The following is a 23000-nucleotide window of genomic DNA, read 5'->3' on the forward strand; positions in this document are numbered from 1 at the left end:
CACTGTTCCGTATTTTTCGGGTACCCCTTATTTTATTACTTTTCTGATTTCCGGCTGAAACAGGATCGACAAAAACGCCCCTTCATGTACCTTTCAAAAATCGAGCTTTTCGGGTTCAAGAGCTTCGCCCACAGGGTAAGAATCTCTTTCGACAAAGGGCTTACGGCAATTGTCGGACCGAACGGCTGCGGCAAAACCAACGTGGTGGACGCCATTCGATGGGTACTCGGTGAACAGCGCACCTCCCTGCTTCGCTCGGCAAAAATGGAAAACATCATTTTCAACGGCTCGAAAAACCTGAAGCCGCTCAGCCTTACCGAAGTCTCCATCACCATCGAGAACACCCGCAACGTCCTGCCGACCGAATATACCGAAGTAACCGTCACCCGCCGGCTCTACCGGAATGGAGACAGCGACTACCTGCTCAACCAGGTACCCTGCCGGCTCAAGGATATTCTCGATCTGTTCACCGATACCGGCATGGGCAGCGACGCCTATTCGGTGATCGAGCTGAAGATGATCGAAGAGATCATCAGCAACAAAAGCGAGGAACGCCTCAAGCTTTTCGAGGAAGCCGCCGGCATAACCAGGTACAAGCAGCGGAGAAAACAGACCTTCAAACAGCTCGAAAGCGCGTCGAGGGACCTTTCGAGAGTCGATGATGTCATTGCCGAAGTGGAAAAAAAGGTACGGAACCTGAAACTGCAGGTCAAAAAAGCCGAAAAACTCCGGGAACTGAAACAGGATATCAGGGCGATGGATCTGCAGCTTGCCGGCATTACCCTGCATGAAGAGCTCGAAAAACTCGAGCCGCTGAAAAAACGGATCGAAAGGGAGGAGGAGATCTGCCACGGACTGGCCGCGTCGATAGCGGGCCACGACAGTGTGCTGCAGGAGGCCGAACTGCTGCAGTTGCGCCGCGAGGAGGAGCTTTCGACGGCCCAGAAGCAGCTCAACGGGCGCAGTACGATGATTCACGACCTCGAAAAAAAAGTGCTGCAGCAGGAGGAACAGAAAAAAAACCTGACGGCTGCTCTTGGCAGCATCCGATCGGCTCTGCAGGAAAAACAGCAGAAAATTCTCATGCTTGAAAAGCGGAACACCGAACTGACCGACCGGAAAAATCCGCTTGAAGAGGTATCCAGGGCGAAGCTGGAGGAGTACAGGAATCTCGCTCTGGAACAGGACAGCCTTAACGCCGAACTGCAGGCGCAGCGATCCGCAATTGCCGAAAAAAGGCGGGAAATGGCTGAAACGGAAAAAGCGCTCGGAAAATTCGTCCTTGAAAAAAACAGTTGTGAAAGCCGCAGGGAACACCTCCGTTCCTCTCTTGAAAGAGCGGAAAAAACAAAAGCAGCGACAATCCGGCAGATAGAAGATATCCGTGAGGCACGACAGGCAACCGAAAAGAAAATCGTCCTGCAGAAGTCACGGATAGAAGAGGCTCGGCAGGAAGAACAGCTGCTGCAGCAAAAAACGGAGGAGTGCCGGACGGCTATCGAATTGCAGAGGGATGAGCTGCTCTCCCTGAAGGCACAGCGTGAAAACATCGGCAACCAGATAGCGCTCTGCAATGCCGTGCTCGACAATTTCGAGGGACTGCCCCAGGGCATCGCTTTCCTTGAAAACATGAAAGCTCCCGGCTCGACACCGGGATGCCTCTCCGATCTCATCGCGCTGGACCCGCTGCACCGGAAAGCCGTTCATGCCGCCCTTGGAGAAGCTCTCGGCTATTATGTATCACACTCTCTTGCCGAAGCGAAACAATCGATGGAACAGCTGCTGCAGTCGAAAAAGGGAAAACTGCATTTTCTGGTGCTTGAACTGATCCGGGAGAGTCGCGGAAACGGAACCGTCGCGCCCGACAATGCAAAAAGCCTCATCAGCCTCCTGAGTTTTCCCGAGAATCTCTCTCCGGCCATGAATCTGCTGCTCGGCGGGCACTATATGGTCGATACCCTTGAAACTGCCGAAACGCTTTCCCGCCTCCATCCGGAATCGGTCTTCGTTACTCCGGAAGGGGAAAAATTCAACGGCAAAGGGGTGCTTTACGGCGGAAGCGCCCACAACAGTGAAGGGCTCCGGCTCGGCAAAAAAGCCGAACGAGACCTGCTGGCGAAAAAAGAGGCTGCCATAGCGAAAACATGCACTCATGCGGAAGCCCGGCTTCTTCAGCTCCGCCAGGAACTCGATACCCTTGCGACCAGGCTGAAACAGGTTCAGAGCGTGCCGCAGCAGCAGGCGCTCAATGTGCTGGAAAAAGATCTCGCCCGCATTGAAGCTGAAGAAAACTCCCGACGGGAGAGCATCAGCCGTGCCGAACAGGAGATTATGGAAATTACCCTGCAAGAGCAGCAGCTCGACCTGAACGCCTCCGCGCTCGTCCCTGAAATCGAAACCCTTGAAGAGAGGGTGCTCCACTTCCAGCAAACCATTCTGCACTCCCAGGAAGAGCTGACAAAGCTCGAAAGCCGCTACCACAGGCTCAGTCACGATGTCCAGTCGCGCCAGAGTCTGCACCGGGATGCACAGCTTGAGCTGGAAAAGCTGCTTTTCAGCATCAATGCGACACTTCAGACCCTTCGGGCAGTACATGATGATATCCGGAAGCTGGAACGGGAGAGTGCCGATGCCTCGACGAAAATCCGCGATACGGAGCATGCCGTTTCCTTACTGAAGGCCGAACTGGAAAAAACGCTTGTCGCCGCAGCCGGAGAACAGACCTCGCTCATGGAGCTTGAGACCGTCTGTCGGGAGCTGCAGGCGGGAAATCACGATGCCCGTACAGCCGTACGGGAGCTGCGAAGAAAACACGACATCAGCCGGGAACTGGTTTCGGAACTGCAGGGAGAGCAGTCGAGGGCGGAACAGCTGCTCGATCATCTCATGACCTCGATCCGCGTCCGGCATGATTGTGAACTGGAGATCGTTGAACCGGAGAAGCTCCCTGCAGATTTCAACAGGGCCTCGGCGGAAAACCGGCTGGCGTTCCTGCTGCGGCAGCGTGAGCAGTTCGGAGCGGTCAACGAACTGGCGCTTGAAGAGTATGAATCGGAAAAAGAGCGGCTTGATTTTCTGCTTGCCCAGAAAGAGGACCTGCTCTCTGCCGAAACCCTGCTGCGCAACACCATCGAGGAGATCAACAAAACTGCTCTCCTGAAGTTCAGGGAGACCTACAACGCGGTGAGAAAGAACTTCATCGCCATTTTCCATGAGCTGTTCGACCCCGAAGACGAGGTTGATCTTCTCTGCAGCAGCGCCGAAGATCCGCTTGAAGCGCATATTGAAATCGTAGCGAAACCGAGAGGCAAAAAACCGCTCTCCATCGAACAGCTCAGCGGAGGCGAGAAGGCCCTGACAGCCCTTTCACTCCTCTTCGCCATCTATCTTGTCAAGCCCAGCCCCTTCTGCATTCTCGACGAAGTGGACGCTCCTCTCGACGACGCAAACGTGGGCCGTTTCATTAAACTCTTGAAAAAATTTGAGAATAACACTCAATTTATTATTGTTACGCACAACAAGAAATCCATGGCGTCCTGTCAGGCGCTCTACGGCGTAACCATGGAAGAAGAGGGTGTATCGAAACTGATTCCCGTCAGGCTTGAAAAATCAAGCCATTGAGGCTGCCGGATCCTTTTATGCTGAGAAAACTGGTGTTATTTGATATAGACGGAACGCTGCTCAGCATGAGCAGTATCAACCGGCGGATCCTCATCGATGCCCTCAGGGAGGTCTACGGGACAGAGGGGAGCGCCGCCACCCATGATTTTTCCGGCAGGATGGATGGATCCATCATTTATGAGGTGCTCGCCGAGACCGGCCTCGAAAAGCACCGGATAGCGGAAAAATTCGATGCGGCCAAAGAGTCCTATATCAGGCGCTTCCGCCAGGAAACCCGCCCGTCGGATGTCACCCTGATGGCCGGCGTACGCAAACTTCTCGACGCGCTTGCCGGGCGTACCGATCTCCTGCTCGGTCTCCTTACCGGTAATTTCGAGGCATCCGGACGACATAAACTCAAGCTGCCCGGAATAGACCACTACTTCCCGTTCGGCGCTTTTGCCGACGACGCCTTCCACCGTAACGACCTTCCCCCGATTGCCGTGGAACGGGCATTCCGGATGACCGGAAAAAAGTTCTCCGGAAAAGATATCGTCATCATCGGCGATACCGTTCACGACATTACCTGTGCCAGAGCGCTGCAGGCCCACTCCATTGCAGTAGCTACAGGAAACGTGCCTATGGATGAGCTGCATAAAAACACTCCCGGATGCCTGCTTGAAAACTTAACCCGGACACAGAGCGTTATCCATTCTATTCTCAACCCATAAAATCAACACACCGCTCTTTTATGAAGACCTACCGACGACAGATCAGGGAAAAAATATTACAGGCGCTCTACACCATTGAACTCCGTGATACCGATATTGACTCCGCAGCAGGATGGCTTCTGACCAGGGAAATTCTTGACGATGCCAATGCCATGAAATTTTTCAACATCCTCATCGGCAGCATCAAGGAACATATGAGTGAAATCGACCGTTATATTTCAAATCATACGTTCAACTGGGACATGAGCCGTATTGCCATTATCGACAAGAACATCCTCAGAATGGCGCTTGCAGAGATTCTCTACTGCGAGGATATTCCCCCTAAAGTTTCCATCAATGAAGCCATCGAGATTGCAAAAAAATTCAGCAGCACCGATAAAAGCAGCAAATTCGTCAACGGCATTCTCGACGCGATATTCAACGAACTGAAAACCCAGGGAAAAATCCATAAAAACGGAAGAGGACTGATCGATCACTCGACGGTAAAACTGCAGAAAACCGAACCGGACAAATAATTTTCTCACCAGGACGGGAGATGGAACATACACTCTCGGAAAACTGCAGGATCATCGCAGTCGGTGATATCCACGGGTGTCTGTTCTCCCTGCAGCACCTTCTCGAACAGCTCGAGCTTCAGAGCGACGATCAGCTTGTTTTCCTTGGCGATTATATCGACCGGGGCCCCCGCTCCAGGGAGGTGATCGACTTTCTGCTTGAACTGCAGAAACGGTTCGCCTGTTTTTTCATCAAGGGAAACCACGAGGTGATGTACCTGCAGTATCTTGAAAACCGTGATCCCGTAACCTGGTTCTACAACGGCGGTCAGGCTACGCTCCGTTCGTATGCGAGCAGCAGGGGGCTCGATTTTCCCGAAGAGCATCTCGATTTTCTGAGAAACGGCCGTTTTTACATCGAAACGGAAAACTATTTCTTCACCCACGGAGGACTCGATCCGGAACTCTCCGTCAGGGACAATCTCCGGTACTACAAACCCGAGGAGTTCTGCTGGCAGCGGCTCCATATGAGAACATCCTTCCTGGAAAGCAAACGTTATCCCTGGGAAAAAACCTTGGTCTGCGCCCATACCCCGGTTCCGAAACCGCTGCTGCTGGAACGCCTTATCGCCATCGACACCGGATGCGTCTACCACAATAATCCCCTGCTCGGCAGACTCACAGCCGTGATTCTCCCTTCAAGACAACTCCTGCAAACCGAAAATCTTGACTGAATGCCATCGAGAACGACCGCACCGGAAAAAGTCAGCTTCATCAGGGAAACGCTCGGCACGCTTTATCCCGAACCGAAAAGCGAACTGGTTTACGCATCTCCCTTTCAGCTGCTCATCGCCACCATCCTTGCCGCACAGGCAACCGACAAACAGGTCAATAAAATCACCGGAGAGCTTTTCAGGATAGCTCCCGATGCCGCGAGCATGAGCCTGCTGGATCTGGAATCCGTCACAACTCTTGTCCGCTCGATCAACTATTTCAACAACAAGGCGAAAAACATCCTTGCCGTCAGCCGGAAACTGGCAGATGAGTACAACGGCGAAGTTCCCGAATCGAGAGATGCTCTGGAAAGCCTGCCGGGGGTAGGAAGAAAAACCGCCAACGTCGTGCTGAGCAACGCATTCCGCCGTCCGGTCATGCCGGTCGATACGCATGTGCACCGGGTATCGAACCGCCTCGGCCTGGTAAAAACCTCCAAACCGGAAGAGACCGAAGCCGGACTGATCGCCATCATTCCCGAAGCGTGGGTCATCGATTTTCACCACTATCTGCTGCTGCACGGACGCTACACCTGCAAGGCGAAAAAGCCGGAGTGTGCGCGCTGCGTGCTCAGGGATATCTGCGACTGGCCCGAAAAAAGCTGAAGGGCATCCCTATTAATAGAGAGCAGAACCCAGACGTAACCCGCTACGCGAGTTCGATCTTCCGGTCCACGGCATAAATCCACTCTCCTTCAGGCCGCTGCCGGTTTCCCGCCCAGAGCTCAAGCGTTATTCCCCTGGGGTCCGAAACGGGAGAGGTAAAGATTTCGATCTGGTAGAAAAGCTCGTCGAACAGGTCTTCCCAAACCCTGGCGGGATCGCCGGTATAGGCCGGAAGGGGTTTGAGGGCCGCTTCCCCGGAAAGGAAATAGTCCGTGATGTAGATAAAGCTGTCCGGCATGTGAAAACCGCCGCGAAACGTCCCCCTGGAATGCTGCAGACCGGGAACCTCAACCCAGAATTCCAGAAGCGAATCCCCCACCAGTTTACCGTCCGCCGCAAGCTTTTCGAGAAGCTGCTGCACGGTCTGGCGGATAAGAGCTTTACTGGCGTCGGAAAGCTCATGCATTTTAAAGTCGGGCGTATGATCTCGCATGATGGTAGGCGGTAAAATGATAGAAGGACGGCACAGCTTTACGGCAATATACGCCTATTCCGTTTTCTTATCAACCGTTACCTGTAATTACCGTTCCGTCGAAAACTGCACGGCGCAAACCTCTGAGCGAATTGCAGACATGGATTGCATCGGCGGCGAGAAGATCACCGTGAAAAAGCACTTTTTCACGGCAGTTGATCCGGGTATGCAGAAAATAGCTCCGGAATATGCCGTCGAGAATGCCTGAAGCAGCCGGAGGCGTGTAATAGCAGGATCCTTTCCGGACAATCACATTGCTGATTGCGGCTTCGGCAACTTCGTCCCGCTCGTTGAGAAAGAGCACCTCGTCAAAACCACGGAGCGCCGCAAGCCTGAAAAACCGGTCATATAACGTTCTCGACGTGGTTTTATGCCGGCGATACCGGTCGGTCGAAAAGATGCGCTCTCCGGCAAGACAGAGCCTGACCGGAGCACTCGCAGGAACCATTTCGAACGGTTCATGTTCGAGAGCGAGCTGTCCCTTCGAGGAAAGCCCGATGCGGACCCTGAAACGTCCGCCTCCCGCCGCAAGCTCGTCTTCGAGGGATTCCAGCACCATTCGCGCCCCCTCTTCATCGAAAGGGATACCAAACGCAGCAGCAGACCTCCGCATCCGCTCAAGATGCTCATCGAGCCAGAGATACCTGCCGGCCCAGAGCATGGTTTCGAAAAGCCCGGGAGGCCCCTTGGCCGCATCGTCGAGAATCCGGGCCTTGAGCATGCACTCCCGGTACTCCTCCGAAGGATCGGAATCCCATACGATACCGCTGCCGGAACCGTAAACGCCCCTGTCTCCCGCAAGTTCGACGGTACGGATTGCGACATTGAATACCATATCGCGACAGGGCTCGATGAAGCCCATCGTTCCGGTATAGATCCCTCGGGGGGCCGTCTCCAGTTCTCCGATCAGTTCCATCGCCTTTATTTTCGGCGCTCCGGTAACCGAGCCGGACGGAAAGAGCGCCCGGAAAATATCATAAAGCCCGGCATCGCACCTGAGTTTTCCGCGCACCGTCGAAACCATCTGGTAGAGGGTGGGGTAGCATTCCACGGCGAACAGGTCGGAGGTCTCGACGGAACCAGGCTTGCATATCCTTCCGAGATCGTTGCGCAGGAGATCGACGATCATGAGATTTTCCGCCCGGTTTTTCCCGCACTCCCTGAGTCCCTGCTTCAGGGCGGCATCCTCCTCCGGACTCGCCCCTCTGGAAGCCGTGCCCTTCATGGGCATGGTTTCGATCATCCCGTCCCGGCATCGAAAAAAAAGCTCCGGAGAGACGGACAGCACCATCCGGTCACCGGTATTGAGCATCGCGCTGTAGGCGGCGGGCTGACTCCTGCGAAGCGTTTCGAAAAGCGCCAGCGGGGAGCCGCTGAACGAAAAGCGGTACCTGCCGGTAAAATTGACCTGATAGACATCACCGGCGGCTATCCGTTCCCTTATGGTATCGATAGCGGCACGATAGCGGGAAGCCGGAAGATCGAAAGAAAGCGCACCGAGAGCGAAAGGTTCCCGTGACCTCTGACGGGAAAGAAAGATCTCCACTTCATCACCGGTAAAACGCAGCGGTTCCCGGTATACCCCGAACCATGCGAGCGGACCGGCAGTTGAAGCGAATCGGGACGTACGCCGCAACTGCGATTCAAATCCGCAGCCGGCTTCATAGCTCAGCCATCCGGCAAGAAAAAACCCCTTGCGAAGCCGGTCTTCAAGCGCCGAAAAAAAATCATGCAGGCCGGAGAGCGTATCGAGTGTCAGCGCCTCCAGAGGATCGGAAAAAAGCAGCCCGTCACCGCCTGCAGATCCTGTACCTGCCGTTTCAAACCAGAGCGTGCCGGGTCTTGAGATGAGAAAATCTTCACTGTACATCCCGAAACCACTCCTGCTCATGCCTGAAGAGGCTCAAACACGATATCGCGCTGCAGAACCGTTTCAAGCCATGACTTGAGAAGATCCGCCGCCCATATTTCGATATCCGGCTCGAGTCGGCTGTGCAGGCCTGCCGTAATCGTCTTCTCGTCGAACGAGATCTCGATCGACTGAATGTTCTGCCGGTGGCCGCGCTCAAGCCCGTTGGCCAGACGGAGAATACCGGAAAGCACATCGACAGCCTTGCGGTCCCCCGGCTTGAGCTGGCTGTACTGGGTATGTTTTTCAGAGGGGGGCGACTTCCGGTGATAACGCGCCACATTACCGATAATACCGGTTTCAGAGGGGGAAAAACCGCGAAGATCGCCGTTCATGATAATATACTGGCTGTGCTTGTGATGCGAGGAAATGGAAATGAAGGTGCCGATATTGTGCAGAAGGGCCGCATATTCGAGCAGTTCCCGATAACGGAGATCAAGACAGTGGAGATCCGAAAGCTGGTCGAAAAGCTGATGACAGAGTCTGGCGACCTGCTCCGAATGCTGCCGGTTCCAGTTGCACCGGAAGCCGAGTTCATAGACGCTCTCCCGGCGTATATCCCGGCCGGGATGTTTCCCCGGCTTGTCATGTTTCTGCTGCAGATAGTGAAGCACCATGCCTTCACGCAGCGCGGAATCGGATATGACGATCTCTTCGAGGCCGAACGTCCTGAAAACGGTATCGAAAAGAATAAGCCCCGGCACAATCAGGTCAACCCTTTTCTCGTCGAGACCGGTCAGCTTGCGCCGTTCGGGCGAACGAAGCGGAAGCACCGTTTTGTAAAGCCGGTTGAACTCCCTTCGGGTAAATCCGCTGTTGTTCAGGGAGGCCTCGATATCCTCCCCCTGCAGAGAGCGGATCATCCGGGCGATGTTCCCGGCAGTACCCGAAGAGGCAATCCCCCGCTTCACACCCAGCTCCGCAGCCTTGTCGGCGGCTGAAACCATCTCGGCGGCGAAAAACTGCTCCAGCAGCTTGATGTCGTACTCCGGTACCGGATCGGCGGTGACAAACCGCTCGAACATTCTTGCGACTCCGATCTTGCGGCTTTCAAGAAGCTTTACGCCGGAACGGTCGGCAATCACGAACTCTACCGAACCCCCTCCGATATCGAAAATCAGGTCACTGACGGTTCCAAGCTTCACCGCATTTCTGACTCCGTAGTAGATGAACTCGGCTTCCTCCCTTCCCGATATCACCTTGACCTTCAAACCGGTCTCCTCTTTAACCCTGCGGATAAACTCGGACTGGTTCCGGGCCTCCCGGATGGCGCTGGTTGCGAAAGCAAGCACATGCTCCGGCGCTACGCCATGCTGAAAGGCAAGCACGAGAAAGTTTTTCAGAGCCGTGATGCCTGCCTGCATGGCTTCCTCACTGAGCATTTTCGTTGAAATGCTGCCCCTGCCGATACAGATCATATCCTTCACCCGGTCGATCTCTACAATACCCTTTTCACGATTCTCCTCGACAATAATCATGTGAAAGGAGTTGGTGCCGAGATCGACGGCAGCAACCCGAAGTGCATCAGAAGCCATACAGCAAAAGCTCAATAAGGTTGAAAAAGCAGCTGTAAAGTACATGTTTTGGTGAGGAAAATAAAACCTCCCGGAGAATAGGGATATACCGCCGCATCGAAGCCTCCGGAAGCCGCAGCGAGCCCCGGAAAAGCCCGGGAACCAACGAGATCCCATGGCCAGGGGCAGCTTTCGAAACAAAACCGGGGGGCCGGGTGACGAGACGGAAAAGATGCCGCGGTTGTGCTCAACCGTGAAGCAGGCATGCCCCCGACCGCTCCGTTTTCGTCATACGCCTTTTCAATGTATATTCCGCATGCATTGTCATATGGGAATCATGCCGGAGAGCGTATCGGCCGGCAAAAAAACATGATCGAACCACAGCAGGCACCGTGACTGAAAACCAGAACAGAAAACAATACGGAACCGGACAGGCCGACAAACTCGACTTTCGTGCGGAACTGGCGCGCAAGGCAATCCATATCTCTTCGATCTCCATTGCCCTGATCTACTGCCATATCAGCCGTGATCTTGCGCTCCTCCTTCTGGTGCCGCTCTTTAGCGGATTTTTTCTCGTTGACATGCTGAAAAACATATCGGAACCGGTGTCGGAATGGTATCACCGCACTTTCGGATCGATGCTCCGGCAGCACGAACTCGAAAAAACACACAAGCAGATGAACGGGGCAACCTGCATCACTCTTTCAGCACTGCTTCTGGTGTTTTTTTTCCCGAAGATCATTGCAATTGCTGCATTCTCGATGGTCGCGCTGGCCGATACCGCTGCCGCGCTTGTCGGAAAAGCATTCGGAAAACACCGTTTCGGGCACAAGAGCCTGGAAGGCAGCGCGGCTTTTCTCCTGACCGCGCTTCTCATCGTAGCGGTTGTGCCGAACCTCAATCTGCAGGTCGGCCTTGTCATGGCCATGACGGCAACCGGAACGGAGGCCTTCGACATGCATGTCGGCAGGTTCAAAGTTGACGACAACCTCACCATTCCGCTCTTCAGCGCCTGTTCCGGCCTGCTCTGTTACAGCATATTTTTCCCCGAACAGCTGGCGCTTCTGGCTTTCTGCAGGTAGTCGCCGCATCGCATCACGTTCATGCAGACCATGGTCACCGATTCTCCTGAAAAAGCCGCGCGCTTCATCAACGATGGGGGTATCGTGGCGTTTCCGACGGAAACCGTTTACGGACTCGGCGCGGCAATATGCCACCCCGAAGCTGTTCTGCGCATATTTCTTGCAAAGGGACGGCCCCCGGACAATCCGCTGATTGTCCATGTCGCCCGCCCCGAAGATGTCCTGAAGGTTGCCGACCATATCGGCAGCGACGCCGAAAAACTCATTCGCCGTTTTTTTCCGGGACCGCTGACCATCGTCCTGAAAAAAAACAGTAACGTTCCGGATTCGGTCACGGCAGGTCTGGATACGGTAGGAGTCCGCTGCCCTTCCAATCCGGATGCACACTCGTTTCTGCAGCACTGCAGGTGCCCGGTAGCCGCACCGTCGGCAAACCTCTCCGGAAAGCCGAGTTCAACGAGCTGGAGAGCGGTGCTGGAGGATCTCGACGGGAAAATCGACTGCATCTTCAGGGGAGAGCCGAGCGCTATCGGTCTGGAATCGACCATTGTGGACTGTTCGGGCCCCACCCCCCGGCTTCTGAGAACCGGCGCGGTCAGCATGGAAGAACTTCGGAGCGTCGTCGGCGCACTCGAAACAAGCGACTGCCTGCTGACAGATGAAACCCCCAGAAGTCCCGGGCTGAAATACCCCCACTACGCACCCGCCGCACGTGTCGTGCTCTGCGGATCCCGTGAGCCCGTTACCACTCCGCCCGGAGTGCGCGCCGCATACATCGGGCTGTCCGTACCCGAAGCCGGAGGATTGTCGCTCTCGAGGATCTGCCGTACGCCGGATGAATACGCCAGAATGCTGTTCGACTTCTTCCGTCTCTGCGACTCGCGCCGCATCGCCGTCATTTACTGCGAACTGCCTCCCGAAGAAGGGATCGGCCGGGCTATCAGGGACCGCCTCGACCGGGCCGCATCGGGTCACTGAGCGGAAAAACACTCAGAACCTCAGCGAACATCCCAGATGGAATGAGCCGGGAGCGCTGGTGTCCCGCTCGTCAGCGCCGCTGCTGTAGACATCCCTGTCATCGTACCATGTGGTTTCAAACTTGCCGGCCAGTTTCAGGTTTCTGGAAACATCCCAGGATGCAACCAGAAAGAGGGCTTTTCCCCGGCCGCTGAACGCCGTGCTGTTGAATACGAGCGGAAGATCGTCTTCATAGGTATAGATTGCGGCATCGTAGTCATCCGTATGGAACAGGGTGAAGCGGCCTTTAAGACCGAAGCTGCCCACCCTGAAATTTGCCTGCTGATAGAGCAGCCAGCCGTAATAGGTTTCATCACCGGCGAGATACTCCTTGACGACTCTTTTCACCTCGCCACGGGTTCGCAGATGCAGCCTCCGGGAAACGTCGATATCGCAATCCAGCCTGAAACGGTCGGTAATATGCGGCAGAGCCGTCCAGACTGGACTCGATGAACTTCCCTGATTCTTCTGCTCCTCCTTGTAGCGGTGCTGGTACTGAAAAGCCAACGCAACAGCACCGGAGGGTCTGTAATCGATAAACACCCTGGTATCAAAGCCGTCGGAAGCATAGTCCGTATGATCATCCAGAACCGGAAACCGGAACCAGTCAACGTATGCTCCCAGTGAAACCTTGCTGCTGACGGCCCCTTCAATGCCGAAATAGCAACCTTTCTCGTTCGATGCATTGTCGCCCCGTTCGGCAAATGCACCGGCGAACGGAGAGTAATAGCCGGGGTCATAATCGCGGACGGCGAACAGCAGGTTCACCTTCGGAAGCACCTGATAGTCCGCCCCGGCAATCCAGGAAACACGCCCGTGAGGCTTTTCCGACCATGCAGCCTCCCCGAAAAATCCGAGACGACCTATCAGGAGATCGCATTCGACGCCTCCAAGCGATGATGAACCGTCAACGGAGCCGAGCGCCTTGAGCGGTTCGCCGTAGTCATAGCGCAGCCACGAACCGCCGGCTTTTCCCCTGACCGCTCCGGATTCGAAGCGGTAAAGCAGACTGCCGCCATAGACGGTTTCCGTAACGTTGTCCTTCCGGTTCCGTTCCGTCATGGTCCGGTGATAGCCGGCTTCATCGAAACTCGTTATAGTCCCGGTGGTGTTTCTGGCATCGACAAGGTTGGCTGACCAGAACGCCGTCACTTCCAGCGGTTTCAGATCAAGGGTGGCCGCAGCTCCCTGGAAAAAGCCGTACTCGGAACTCGAAGAGGATGGCGAGAGCCGTTTCGAACCAATCCTGACGCTGTTGGAGGGTTCGGATCCTTTCGACATGAAGCGGCTCTGACCGACGAGAAGCCCCTGACCGAAATTCAGCCTGTAATTTCCAAGCACGGCCTGCTGCACGATCCCGAGGTCGGAGGCGCTGAGGCTCAGCGATACGAAATCCGCGACATCCGGCTCTCCGATATCCTTGTCGTGCACGAGGTTTGCCTGGAAGTTCCCGTAATCGAGCTGAAGACGGTTGTACAGTTTGAAATGATCGCCGGGGTAGCGACCGTCGGACAGGCCGTCGCGGGGGGTTGTATCCCATAAAACCCTGCTGGAAAAGCTGCCTGAGAGGGGCTCTTTTTCTTCCGGAGAGGGTAAGCGGGTTTTCCGCGCGAAGGTGACATACGGAGCGATTCGTGCCGTTTTCTCCGGTCCGATAATAGCTTCCAGTTGCCGGAGGGACAGAATGGCGCCTCGAGTTCGGCGCACTTCGACAATGGATGAAATATCCCCGCTGTTCAGCCAGGGCAGCTGGCGCAATGCATCGGGTTCGGCCTCGTTGATCCTGATCTTTCGGGCTTTCAGGGCATCGAGGTTCTCCTGCAGCTGCTCCAGATCGCCGCCGATCTGCCCCCTGTCGAGCAGATCGCCGAGACCATCTTCGGCAGCGGCCGGTGGCGGAAGGGTGCTGAAACATGCCGATAAAAGAGAAAACGCCATAACCGCTCTCGCGACACGACGTTTACGCACATGACAGACAAGGTTCATCTCTGGCGGTTTTTTTATGACCGCACACCAAAGTCGTCTCTATCGGTACTCCCGGAATGAGAACGACCTTGTCGATCAAACGCCGCCTGATACCAGCTGCTGAAGCTGCTGAATCTCTTTACGACCGAGATACCGCCACTCTCCGCGCCGGAGTTCGCCGACCTTCAGTCCGGCGTAGGCAATGCGTTCGAGTCTTTTTACTTCAAAACCGAGAGTCTCGAACATCCTTCTGACCTGATGGTTTTTCCCCTCGTGAATACTCATCCACACCTGCAGACCGTCGTCAAGTATTCTGGCCTGGCACGGCATGACCTTCTCTCCGGTATCCTTCAGGCGCATCCCGCCGGTCAGTTGAAGTAAAAGCGCATGCGGAAACTTGTTATCCAATACCGCAATATACTCTTTTTTCACATTTGAAGAAGGATGCATTAATTTATGCGCAAGATCGCCGTCATTTGTCAGTAAAAGAACCCCTGTCGTCTTCCGGTCGAGCCTGCCGACAGGATAGACCCGTTCCTTTACGCTTACATGGTCAAGTACCGTATCGCGGTTTTTCTCATCGCTGCTTGTCGTGATGACGTTTCTGGGCTTGTTGAAAAGGATATACACCTTTCTCGCTTCGGGCTCCGCAAGCCGCCGTCCGTCGACGATAACTTCGTCGGTCTTGGGATCGACCCTCAGACCCGGCTCCGTGATGAGAAGGCCGTTAACCGTAACCCTCCCGGCCACAACAAGCTGATCGGCAGCCCTTCTTGACGCAATTCCGCTCATTGCCAGATATCTGTTGATCCTGACAAGCCGTTCCTCCCGGGTATTTTTACTCATAGTACTATAAACTGTTACTCATCGTTATGCTCAAGTCCCGACTGCGGAGACGCTCCGCCACCGGCAAGATACTCCTGCTCCTCATGCTCCTGCAATATCTCGCGAATCTCTCTCAACTGCGGAAGGTCCCTCAGGGAATGCAGACCGAAAAGATCGAGAAACTCGCCTGTCGTTCCGTACTGGAGCGGACGGCCCGGTGAATCGGCGCGCCCGCACACGGTAATGAAACCTCTTTCAAGCAGCCGGTCAACGGCGTAATCAGGGCTGGTGCCCCGAAGCTGCTGAATTTCTCCCTTGGTAACCGGCTGGCGGTAGGCAATAACCGAAAGCACTTCAAGCACCGGTTGCGAAAGCTTCCTGCGGATTCGCGGAGCGAGCAGCCGTTTGAGAAGATCGCCGAACTGCGGCTCGGCAAGAAAGCGATAGCCTGAAGCAATACGGTGAATGCGGAAGCTGAGCCCGGCAGCGGCATATCCTGCATTCAGTTCCATTACCAGAGCGTCAAGCTGACCGGCGGTAAGCTCGGCTCCGGTAACCTGTCTGACGAGGGAGAGGGATGCGGCTTCCTCCGAAGCGAATATCAACGCCTCGATCTGCTGCTGCAATGGCAATTCAGGTTCATGCACTGCTGCTTGTTGGGTAGTGATTGAAATGAAGGGGCTGCAGAAATGGAACAGACCCGTCTACCGTTTCCGGGCAGTTGAAAAATCATGATCAAGACAGATCCCCCCTTCGTAATTGTACCACATCTCCTGGCAGGGGAAATTGCTCTCATAGAGCGCTTTGCCAATAATGACGGAGTCAACCCCGTACTTCTGGAGCTGCACCAGTTTCTTCAGGTCTTCCGAACTGGTTACGCCTCCCGAAGCGGTGATTTTCATACCTGCCTTCTCGGCAAAAAGCCTCGTGCTCTCGTATCCGAAACCCTGCATCATGCCGTCGCGGGTAATATCGGTGTAGATGATGCGCTCGATACCCATTTTCTTCATGGCAAGGGCGAGCTCGTAATCCTTCATTCCGCTGCTTTCCGTCCAGCCCTTGATTTTCGGTACCCCGTTTTCGGCATCGATACCGACAACAATTCTCGACGGACGGTACATCCTGAGCAGCTCACCGATAAGCTCAGGGTTGGTGACTGCCGCGGAACCGATCACGACACGTCCCACTCCGATGTCGAGATAGCGCTTCACCGCTTCAACCGAACGGATGCCTCCACCCACCTGTATGGGTATGTCGAGCTCTTCGACAATCTCCTTTATGCGCTCGAAATTGACCATCTCCCCGGTAAGGGCGGCATCGAGATCGACAATGTGCAGCATCTTGGCATTCTGCTTGCGCCAGATGATGGCCATGTCACGCGGGTTGTCGAGGTAAATTTTCTGCTGGTTGAAATCGCCCCGGGTGAGACGAACACATTTACCGTCTTTTATATCAATGGCAGGAATAATCAGCATGGCAAAAAAACATGATATCGATAACTGAAAGCTTTTAACATCCGGCAAAATTCTTCAGAACCTGAAGTCCGGCTTCGGAACTCTTTTCCGGATGAAACTGTACAGCGAAAATACCATTTTTTTCAATGGCCGAACAGAAATTTTTGTCGGCGAACCAGGTTGTTGCCGCAATGTCCTCCTGATTTTCAGGCTGGCAGTAATAGGAGTGCACGAAATAGAAAAAAGTCTGGTCGGCAATGCCCCTGAACAGGACGCTCTCTCTCTTCAGATCGACCGAATTCCAGCCTATCTGGGGAATCTTGTCGGTTTCGCTCCTGAAACGGAGTACCTTGCCGGGCACGAGGTCGATCCCCCTGTTCGAGCCCATCTCTTCACTTTCACTGAGAAGAAGCTGCATGCCGAGACAGATACCAAGCAGATGACCACCCTTGTCGACATGTTCAAGAACCGCTTCCGTAAAACCCGAAGCATTCAGGCAACTGATGGCCTGGCCGAAAGCTCCGACCCCTGGAAGCAGCACCTTCCTGTAACCGGCGAGTTTGAGGGGATCGCTGCTTACGACAGCCTTGATACCGAGATATTCGAACGCTTTCTGTACCGAATGAAGATTTCCCGCGCCATAATCAGCAATAAAGATCATACCAGCATATTTTGATGAGCAACCCGCAGCAGGAAAACCGCAAACCGCGGCCGGGCGCACTTTACCCTGAAGCCCGTTTTTTAATTCGGTATTTATTTCCTATAATAACCTTCCTTTTGCCTTACCAAAAAGATCGGCAGTTCTCCATAATCATACAGAGCCTAAAAAAAACAAATGAACAATATTGTTTCTGCTATTTTTTTAGCTGAAAATATCAAAAAAATTGAAATACACGCTCCCCGGATAGCTAAAAAAAGAAAAGCCGGTCAATTTGTCATGATACGAGTAAGTGAACACGGCGAAAGAATTCCGCTGACCATTGCAGGCTCCGATCCGGAAAAGGGGACCGTTACCCTCATCGTGCAGGGTATGGGCAAGTCCACGCGCGAACTGAACCTGAAAAAGGAGGGCGAGAGCATCCATGATATTGTCGGACCGCTCGGCACCCCTTCGCATATCGAAAACTTCGGCACCGCCGTCAGCATCGGAGGCGGTGTAGGCACGGCCATAGCCTATCCTACAGCAGTGGCGCTCAAGGAAGCGGGCAACCATGTAATCACCATCAACGGAGCGCGCACGAAGGAGCTGGTCATTCTTGAAAACGAAATGAAGGCGGTCAGCGATGAAGCCTACATAACGACCGATGACGGATCATACGGATTTCACGGCTTCGTCACCCAGAAACTCCAGGAACTGATCGACTCCGGAAAAACCATCAACTACGTGCTTGCCATAGGGCCCATCCCCATGATGAAAGCCGTGGCGGAGGTGACCAGGCCTTACGGCATCCCGACGGTGGTGAGCCTTAACCCGGTGATGGTTGACGGAACCGGCATGTGCGGAGGCTGCCGTGTTACGATCGACAACGAAATCCGCTTCGCCTGTGTTGACGGACCGGAATTCGATGCCCACAAAGTGGATTTCAAAAACCTCTCCGACAGAAACAGAATGTACCTGGAGGAGGAACAGCAGTCCGTCGAGGCATTCTCGCACAAGTGCCAGCTCGGCCAGCAGAAGTAGCATCCGAAATCCCATTCAAAACCTGAACCGGCCAGTCTCCCTGAATCGTGAACGGGCAGCCTGGCCGAATGTGCAGTCACTCATAAAACAGAAGATTTTCTACAGAGGAAGTACTATGGATTTAAAACCTATGACGACCAAGGAGCGTCTTGCCATACCGCGCCAGCCCATGCCTGCACAGGACCCGAAGGAGCGTATCCGGAATTTCAGGGAGGTTCATCTCGGTTATACTCCTGAACTGGCACAGAGGGAGGCAATGAGGTGCATTCAGTGCAAGGACCCGGCATGCATCAAGGGGTGCCCGGTCAACATCAAGATCGACAAGTTCATCAAACTGATAGCGGAAGGCGACTTTCTCGGAGCGGTAAGGAAAATAAAGGAGGACAACATTCTTCCGGCGATCTGCGGCAGGGTCTGCCCTCAGGAGGACCAGTGCGAGAAAGTCTGCATTCTCGAAAAGAAACATGAATCCGTCGCCATCGGCAATCTCGAACGGTTCGTGGCCGATTACGAACGGGAAACCGGCAATGTCGAACTGCCTGAAATTCTGCCGGCCACAGGCAAGAGAATAGCTGTTATAGGCAGTGGCCCCGCTGGTTTGAGCTGTGCCAACGATCTTGCCCGACTTGGCCATTCGGTGACCGTTTATGAAGCCCTGCATCAGCTTGGCGGAGTACTGATGTACGGAATTCCCGAATTCCGCCTTCCCAAGGATATCGTGCAGGCCGAAATTGACGGACTGAAACAGATCGGGGTCGAATTCGTCACCAATACGGTGGTCGGACGTTCGGTCACGATCGACGAGCTCATGGAGGAGGAGCACTTCGACGCTGTTTTCATCGGGGTAGGGGCCGGTCTGCCCTGGTTCATGGGAATACCAGGAGAAAATCTGCTCGGAGTTTATTCGGCGAACGAGTTCCTTACCAGGGTCAACCTGATGAAAGCGTACGATTTCCCGCAATCCGACACTCCGGTTTTCGACTGCAGGGACAAAAACGTCGCAGTGTTCGGCGGCGGAAATACGGCAATGGACGCTGTCCGTACGGCGAAACGACTCGGCGCCGAGCACGCCTATATCGTTTACCGACGGTCGGAAGCTGAAATGCCGGCCCGTAAAGAGGAGATCGATCATGCAAAAAATGAAGGCATCGAGTTCCTGCTGCTCATGAATCCGATTGCATTCATCGGCAATGAACAGCAGTGGCTGACCGGCGTGAAATGCATCCGGATGGAGCTTGGAGAAGCTGATGAATCCGGCCGTCGCAAACCGGTACCGGTAAAAGACTCCGAATTCCTGCTTCCGATCGATATGGCGGTCATTTCCATCGGCAACGGTTCGAATCCGCTCATCAAGCAGACAACGCCAGAAATCGAGGTCAGCAGGCGGGACACTATCGTCGTCGACATCAATTCCATGGCCACATCGAAAGAAAATGTCTATGCCGGCGGCGATATCGTCACAGGAGGAGCAACCGTCATTCTTGCCATGGGCGCCGGACGGACGGCAGCAAAAGCCATTCATGAAAAACTTGCGGGGCAAGCCCCGGATTTCGATAACGAGTAACCATGTTTACAGGAGGCCGGCCCTGAGGCCGGCTTTTTTTATTCAGCAGGAGAAACCATCCATGAGCGAACTCTACCGGTTCGGTGTTTCCCTTGAAAAAACACTGCTCGACGCTTTTGACCGTCATATCGGCGATCAGCACTACAAAAGCCGTTCCGAGGCGCTGCGCGATCTCATCAGGGAGGAGCTTCTGAAAAAACAGTGGGTGGAAGGCGGCGATGTTGCCGGAGCCCTCGTCATGACCTACGACCATCATAAACGGGAACTGGTCGGCCAGCTGCTCGACGTCCAGCATGATTTTCAGGAGACCATTATTTCAACGCAGCACATACACCTGGACCATCACCACTGCCTGGAAATCATCGCGGTGAAGGGGACTGCCGGGGAGGTGGAAAAACTTGCAACACAGCTCAAGGTGCTCGCGGGCGTCAAGCATCTCAGCTTCAGCATTTCTTCCGCAGGGTAACTCCCCGAATCCGGTTATTAACAATTGTTGTTGGCGATTCGTAACACAAATCGTATTTTTGTGCTACCACCATCAACCTTAACCGGAGCGCCTGTGTTGAAAAAAATCACTCTTGTTACAGTTACTGCAGCTTCGATGCTCTCGGCAGCACCTGTTTTCGGAGCTCATCCGCTCATTACCGACGACACCGGAACCCAGGGAAAAGGGAAATTCCAGATCGAAGTGAACAGTGAATTCGCATGGAACAGAACGGATGACGGCGGAGTGAACGTGAAGGAGGACACCGGAGAAACAGCTCTGGCTCTCTCCTGCGGACTCGCAGAAAATATCGATCTCGTCGTCGGCATTCCCTTCTCCTGGTACTCCGTGAGGGAAAACGGCCTGAGGGTTGCCGATGACAGCGGTATCGGCGACATGAGTCTTGAAATCAAGCTGAGAATCTATGAAAATAAAGAGAACGGGCTCAGCTTTGCCGTTAAACCTGGCATTTCCGTTCCAACAGGCGACGAGCAGCAGGGTTTCGGAAGCGGTGAGTTCTCACCCGGCATCACGCTGATAGCAACCCATGAAGGGGACTTCGGGGCACTGCACGCCAATGTCGGCTACAGCCGCAACAACTATAAAAACGATGACGATGACGCGGCATCGCGCGATGACATCTGGCATGCGTCAATTGCCGCAGAGATCAACATGACCGACCGTCTGCGCTCGGTTGCCGATATCGGCGTTGAAACCTGCGAGGACGTAACCGGCAACACGCATCCGGTATTTCTCATCGGAGGGCTCATCTACAGCGTTTCCGAAAACCTTGATCTCGACATCGGCCTGAAATGCGGTCTGAACGATGCCGAAACCGACAGCGCGCTTCTGGTCGGCCTGGCGTCGAGATTCTGAAAAGGGCAGGTCAGCCGATAAAACCGCCGATCCGCATCGAAAACGTACCTTGTCAATAAAAAGGGATGACCCTGCCGGGCAGCCCGCCAACCACCGGAGGAAAAACCATGCATATGTCGGATGCTCTGCTCTCGCCCGCAATCGGGGGGACGTTCTGGGTTGCAAGCGGCGCCCTCATCGCCTGGAGCGCAAAAAAAATCGCTCATGAACCAGACGGCGTGAAAACCCCTCTGATGGGAGTTCTCGGGGCCTTTGTCTTTGCCGCGCAGATGATCAACTTCACGATTCCCGGCACCGGGTCCAGCGGACACCTCGGCGGAGGACTGCTCCTGACGGTGCTCCTCGGCCCCTACCGCGCCCTGCTGGCCCTGGCATCGGTGCTGGTCGTCCAGTCGCTGTTCTTTGCCGACGGCGGCCTCCTGGCCCTGGGATGCAATATTTTCAATCTTGCGTTTTTCCCGGCATTCATCGCCTATCCGTTTCTCTACCGGGTCATTGCCGGCAACTCTCTCTCTGCAGGAAGAATTGCCACCGCAAGCATCACCGCCGCGACGGCCGGACTTCTGATGGGTGCGTTTTCCGTCGTCATCCAGACCACGCTGTCGGGCATCAGTGAACTGCCTTTCGGCACCTTCGTGCTCTTCATGCTCCCGATACATCTTGCCATCGGTATTGTCGAAGGCCTTGTCACCATGGCTGTCCTGCTGTTCGTGGCAAAAACCGAACCGGCACTGCTCTCGATGCAGTCGCAGCCGAGCGGCAAACCGGCATTCATTTTCCAGGCATTCATCATCACGACACTGGCCGTCGGAGGGGTCCTCTCGTGGTTTGCATCGTCACAGCCTGACGGTCTGGAATGGTCGATGGCCAGAGTATCCGGAAAGGAGGAGCTTCAGGGCAACGCGGCTACGGTTCACCAGGCTCTCGCCTCGATACAGCAGCGTCTTGCCTTCCTGCCCGATTACGGCTTCAGGACTCCGGCCGGGCAGCCGGAAACGACACCGGCCGCTGACAATCCGGTCAATACAGGCACAACACTATCCGGCATTGCGGGAAGCCTTCTGGTGCTGCTCGTCGCAGGAAGCGCCGGTCTGCTGCTCCGGAAAAAACCGCAGCACGAGGAGTGTTCTCCATGAGTTTCGGAACGGCAACAGAACAGAGGGATGTTCCGGAAGCGTCCGGCAACCTCCCGGCAGGAGACCAGGCTTCGCTGGGCATCCTTGCCCTGTTCATCATGTTCGTTGTTTCCGTCCCGAAGCATAACCTTCCGGCAGTGATAGCCTACGGCTCCTTCCCGGTTTTCTTCATAACCGCAGCCGGCATTCCGCTGCGCCCCATCGCAAAAAGGCTGCTTCGGCTCTCCCCTTTCGTGCTCTTCATGGCGGCGGGAAACCTTTATTTCGACCGCACCCCTTTTTCCGCCGCAGGAAGTTTCACGATAACCGGAGGGATGGTTTCAGGAAGTGTAATCGTAGCCAAAACGTTTGTCGCTCTCGGCGCCATGCATGCGTTCTCCCTCTGCACGCCATTCCATCGTTTCGGAAGCGCCCTGCGCTCTTTCGGGGTTCCGGAAGTTTTTGTAACCCAGCTGCAGCTGGTATACCGTTACAGTTTTCTGCTCGTCCCCGAAGCCCGTTCACTCCGGAAAGCCCGGGATCTGCGTTCATTCGGCGGCAGGGGAAATGACCTTTTCAGCACGGCGCAACTGATCGGATCACTGCTTCTGAGAACAACATCGAGAGCCGAGAGGATATATATGGCCATGTGCGCCAGGGGATTCAGGCACAGCCTCTCTATGGAACAGAAAAAACCTTTTACAGCAACAGACACGGCTGCCATCACGGCCGCACTCATCTGTTTTGCCGCGGTAAGAGTGCTGTTCGCCCCGTAACA

The 23000-nt window shown here is 54.7% G+C and carries 21 protein-coding genes; 13 read left to right on the forward strand and 8 right to left on the reverse strand.

The genetic code is table 11. The features are described 5' to 3' along the window. Positions 1–84 precede the first annotated feature (84 nt). The 5 genes from smc to nth are packed head-to-tail and all read left to right on the forward strand — an operon-like array spanning position 85 to position 6204. Positions 85–3621: a chromosome segregation protein SMC gene (smc, locus tag WBP50_RS09380; protein WP_423933791.1), complete on the forward strand. Its 3537-nt coding sequence runs from the start codon at positions 85–87 to the stop codon at positions 3619–3621. A 17-nt stretch (positions 3622–3638) separates the two neighbouring features. Then, positions 3639–4331, forward strand: coding sequence for an HAD hydrolase-like protein (locus WBP50_RS09385; protein ID WP_423933793.1), 693 nt, complete (start codon positions 3639–3641; stop codon positions 4329–4331). Between the two features lie 20 nt (positions 4332–4351). Beyond that, entirely contained in the window at positions 4352–4846 is a 495-nt protein-coding gene (nusB, locus tag WBP50_RS09390; protein WP_423933796.1) for a transcription antitermination factor NusB, read from the forward strand. A 20-nt stretch (positions 4847–4866) separates the two neighbouring features. Next, complete coding sequence (locus WBP50_RS09395; RefSeq protein WP_423933799.1) at positions 4867–5559, forward strand: metallophosphoesterase family protein; 693 nt, start codon at positions 4867–4869, stop codon at positions 5557–5559. Next, a complete protein-coding gene (nth, locus tag WBP50_RS09400; RefSeq protein ID WP_423933802.1) occupies positions 5560–6204 on the forward strand; it encodes an endonuclease III in 645 nt (214 codons plus the stop codon). A gap of 43 nt (positions 6205–6247) precedes the next feature. On the opposite strand, the gene WBP50_RS09405 is transcribed toward nth, so the two are convergent. The 3 genes from WBP50_RS09405 to WBP50_RS09415 all read right to left on the reverse strand — a co-directional run bounded on the left by WBP50_RS09405 (position 6248) and on the right by WBP50_RS09415 (position 10180). Continuing rightward, positions 6248–6697, reverse strand: coding sequence for a hypothetical protein (locus WBP50_RS09405; RefSeq protein ID WP_423933805.1), 450 nt, complete (start codon positions 6695–6697; stop codon positions 6248–6250). 70 nt (positions 6698–6767) lie between these two features. After that, complete coding sequence (pabB, locus tag WBP50_RS09410; protein ID WP_423933807.1) at positions 6768–8627, reverse strand: aminodeoxychorismate synthase component I; 1860 nt, start codon at positions 8625–8627, stop codon at positions 6768–6770. Then, positions 8624–10180: a Ppx/GppA phosphatase family protein gene (locus WBP50_RS09415; protein WP_423933810.1), complete on the reverse strand. Its 1557-nt coding sequence runs from the start codon at positions 10178–10180 to the stop codon at positions 8624–8626. Before WBP50_RS09415 ends, pabB begins: the two co-directional genes overlap by 4 nt. A 371-nt stretch (positions 10181–10551) precedes the next feature. Between WBP50_RS09415 and WBP50_RS09420 the strand changes: the two genes are divergently transcribed. Both WBP50_RS09420 and WBP50_RS09425 read left to right on the forward strand, forming a co-directional pair. Further along, positions 10552–11241: a diacylglycerol/polyprenol kinase family protein gene (locus WBP50_RS09420; protein ID WP_423933812.1), complete on the forward strand. Its 690-nt coding sequence runs from the start codon at positions 10552–10554 to the stop codon at positions 11239–11241. 21 nt (positions 11242–11262) lie between these two features. Then, on the forward strand, positions 11263–12219 hold the full coding sequence (locus WBP50_RS09425; protein ID WP_423933813.1) for an L-threonylcarbamoyladenylate synthase: 957 nt from the start codon (positions 11263–11265) through the stop codon (positions 12217–12219). A 12-nt stretch (positions 12220–12231) separates the two neighbouring features. Here WBP50_RS09425 and WBP50_RS09430 read toward each other — a convergent pair whose 3' ends face one another. The 5 genes from WBP50_RS09430 to hisH form a co-directional block, all read right to left on the reverse strand. Next, the gene (locus WBP50_RS09430; RefSeq protein WP_423933815.1) at positions 12232–14244 is read right to left on the reverse strand and encodes a helix-hairpin-helix domain-containing protein; all 2013 of its coding nucleotides are present in this window, start codon (positions 14242–14244) and stop codon (positions 12232–12234) included. 75 nt (positions 14245–14319) lie between these two features. Next, positions 14320–15069 (reverse strand): pseudouridine synthase, encoded by a 750-nt coding sequence (locus WBP50_RS09435; RefSeq protein ID WP_423933817.1) that lies wholly within the window; start codon positions 15067–15069, stop codon positions 14320–14322. Between the two features lie 14 nt (positions 15070–15083). After that, the gene (gene scpB / locus WBP50_RS09440; RefSeq protein WP_423933819.1) at positions 15084–15695 is read right to left on the reverse strand and encodes an SMC-Scp complex subunit ScpB; all 612 of its coding nucleotides are present in this window, start codon (positions 15693–15695) and stop codon (positions 15084–15086) included. Positions 15696–15752: 57 nt separating this feature from the next. Continuing rightward, a complete protein-coding gene (gene hisA, locus WBP50_RS09445; RefSeq protein WP_423933821.1) occupies positions 15753–16523 on the reverse strand; it encodes a 1-(5-phosphoribosyl)-5-[(5-phosphoribosylamino)methylideneamino]imidazole-4-carboxamide isomerase in 771 nt (256 codons plus the stop codon). Positions 16524–16557: 34 nt separating this feature from the next. Next, the gene (gene hisH / locus WBP50_RS09450) at positions 16558–17163 is read right to left on the reverse strand and encodes an imidazole glycerol phosphate synthase subunit HisH (RefSeq protein ID WP_423933823.1); all 606 of its coding nucleotides are present in this window, start codon (positions 17161–17163) and stop codon (positions 16558–16560) included. Between the two features lie 174 nt (positions 17164–17337). Here hisH and WBP50_RS09455 point away from each other — a divergent pair, with 174 nt between their 5' ends. The 6 genes from WBP50_RS09455 to cbiQ all read left to right on the forward strand — a co-directional run bounded on the left by WBP50_RS09455 (position 17338) and on the right by cbiQ (position 22998). Further along, positions 17338–18183: a sulfide/dihydroorotate dehydrogenase-like FAD/NAD-binding protein gene (locus WBP50_RS09455; protein ID WP_423933825.1), complete on the forward strand. Its 846-nt coding sequence runs from the start codon at positions 17338–17340 to the stop codon at positions 18181–18183. A 115-nt stretch (positions 18184–18298) separates the two neighbouring features. After that, on the forward strand, positions 18299–19747 hold the full coding sequence (gltA, locus tag WBP50_RS09460) for an NADPH-dependent glutamate synthase (RefSeq protein WP_423933828.1): 1449 nt from the start codon (positions 18299–18301) through the stop codon (positions 19745–19747). Between the two features lie 61 nt (positions 19748–19808). Beyond that, positions 19809–20213, forward strand: a complete 405-nt coding sequence (gene nikR / locus WBP50_RS09465; protein WP_423933830.1) for a nickel-responsive transcriptional regulator NikR — start codon at positions 19809–19811, stop codon at positions 20211–20213. A gap of 93 nt (positions 20214–20306) precedes the next feature. Next, positions 20307–21107: a transporter gene (locus WBP50_RS09470; RefSeq protein ID WP_423933833.1), complete on the forward strand. Its 801-nt coding sequence runs from the start codon at positions 20307–20309 to the stop codon at positions 21105–21107. 107 nt (positions 21108–21214) lie between these two features. Then, a complete protein-coding gene (locus tag WBP50_RS09475) occupies positions 21215–22243 on the forward strand; it encodes an energy-coupling factor ABC transporter permease (RefSeq protein ID WP_423933873.1) in 1029 nt (342 codons plus the stop codon). Continuing rightward, positions 22240–22998 carry a cobalt ECF transporter T component CbiQ gene (gene cbiQ / locus WBP50_RS09480; protein ID WP_423933836.1) on the forward strand — a complete coding sequence of 253 codons (759 nt, stop codon included), beginning with the start codon at positions 22240–22242 and terminating at the stop codon, positions 22996–22998. The genes WBP50_RS09475 and cbiQ overlap by 4 nt, the downstream gene beginning before the upstream one ends. Positions 22999–23000: the final 2 nt, after the last annotated feature.

This window comes from Chlorobium sp. (assembly GCF_049593655.1).
Lineage (GTDB): Bacteria > Bacteroidota > Chlorobiia > Chlorobiales > Chlorobiaceae > Chlorobium.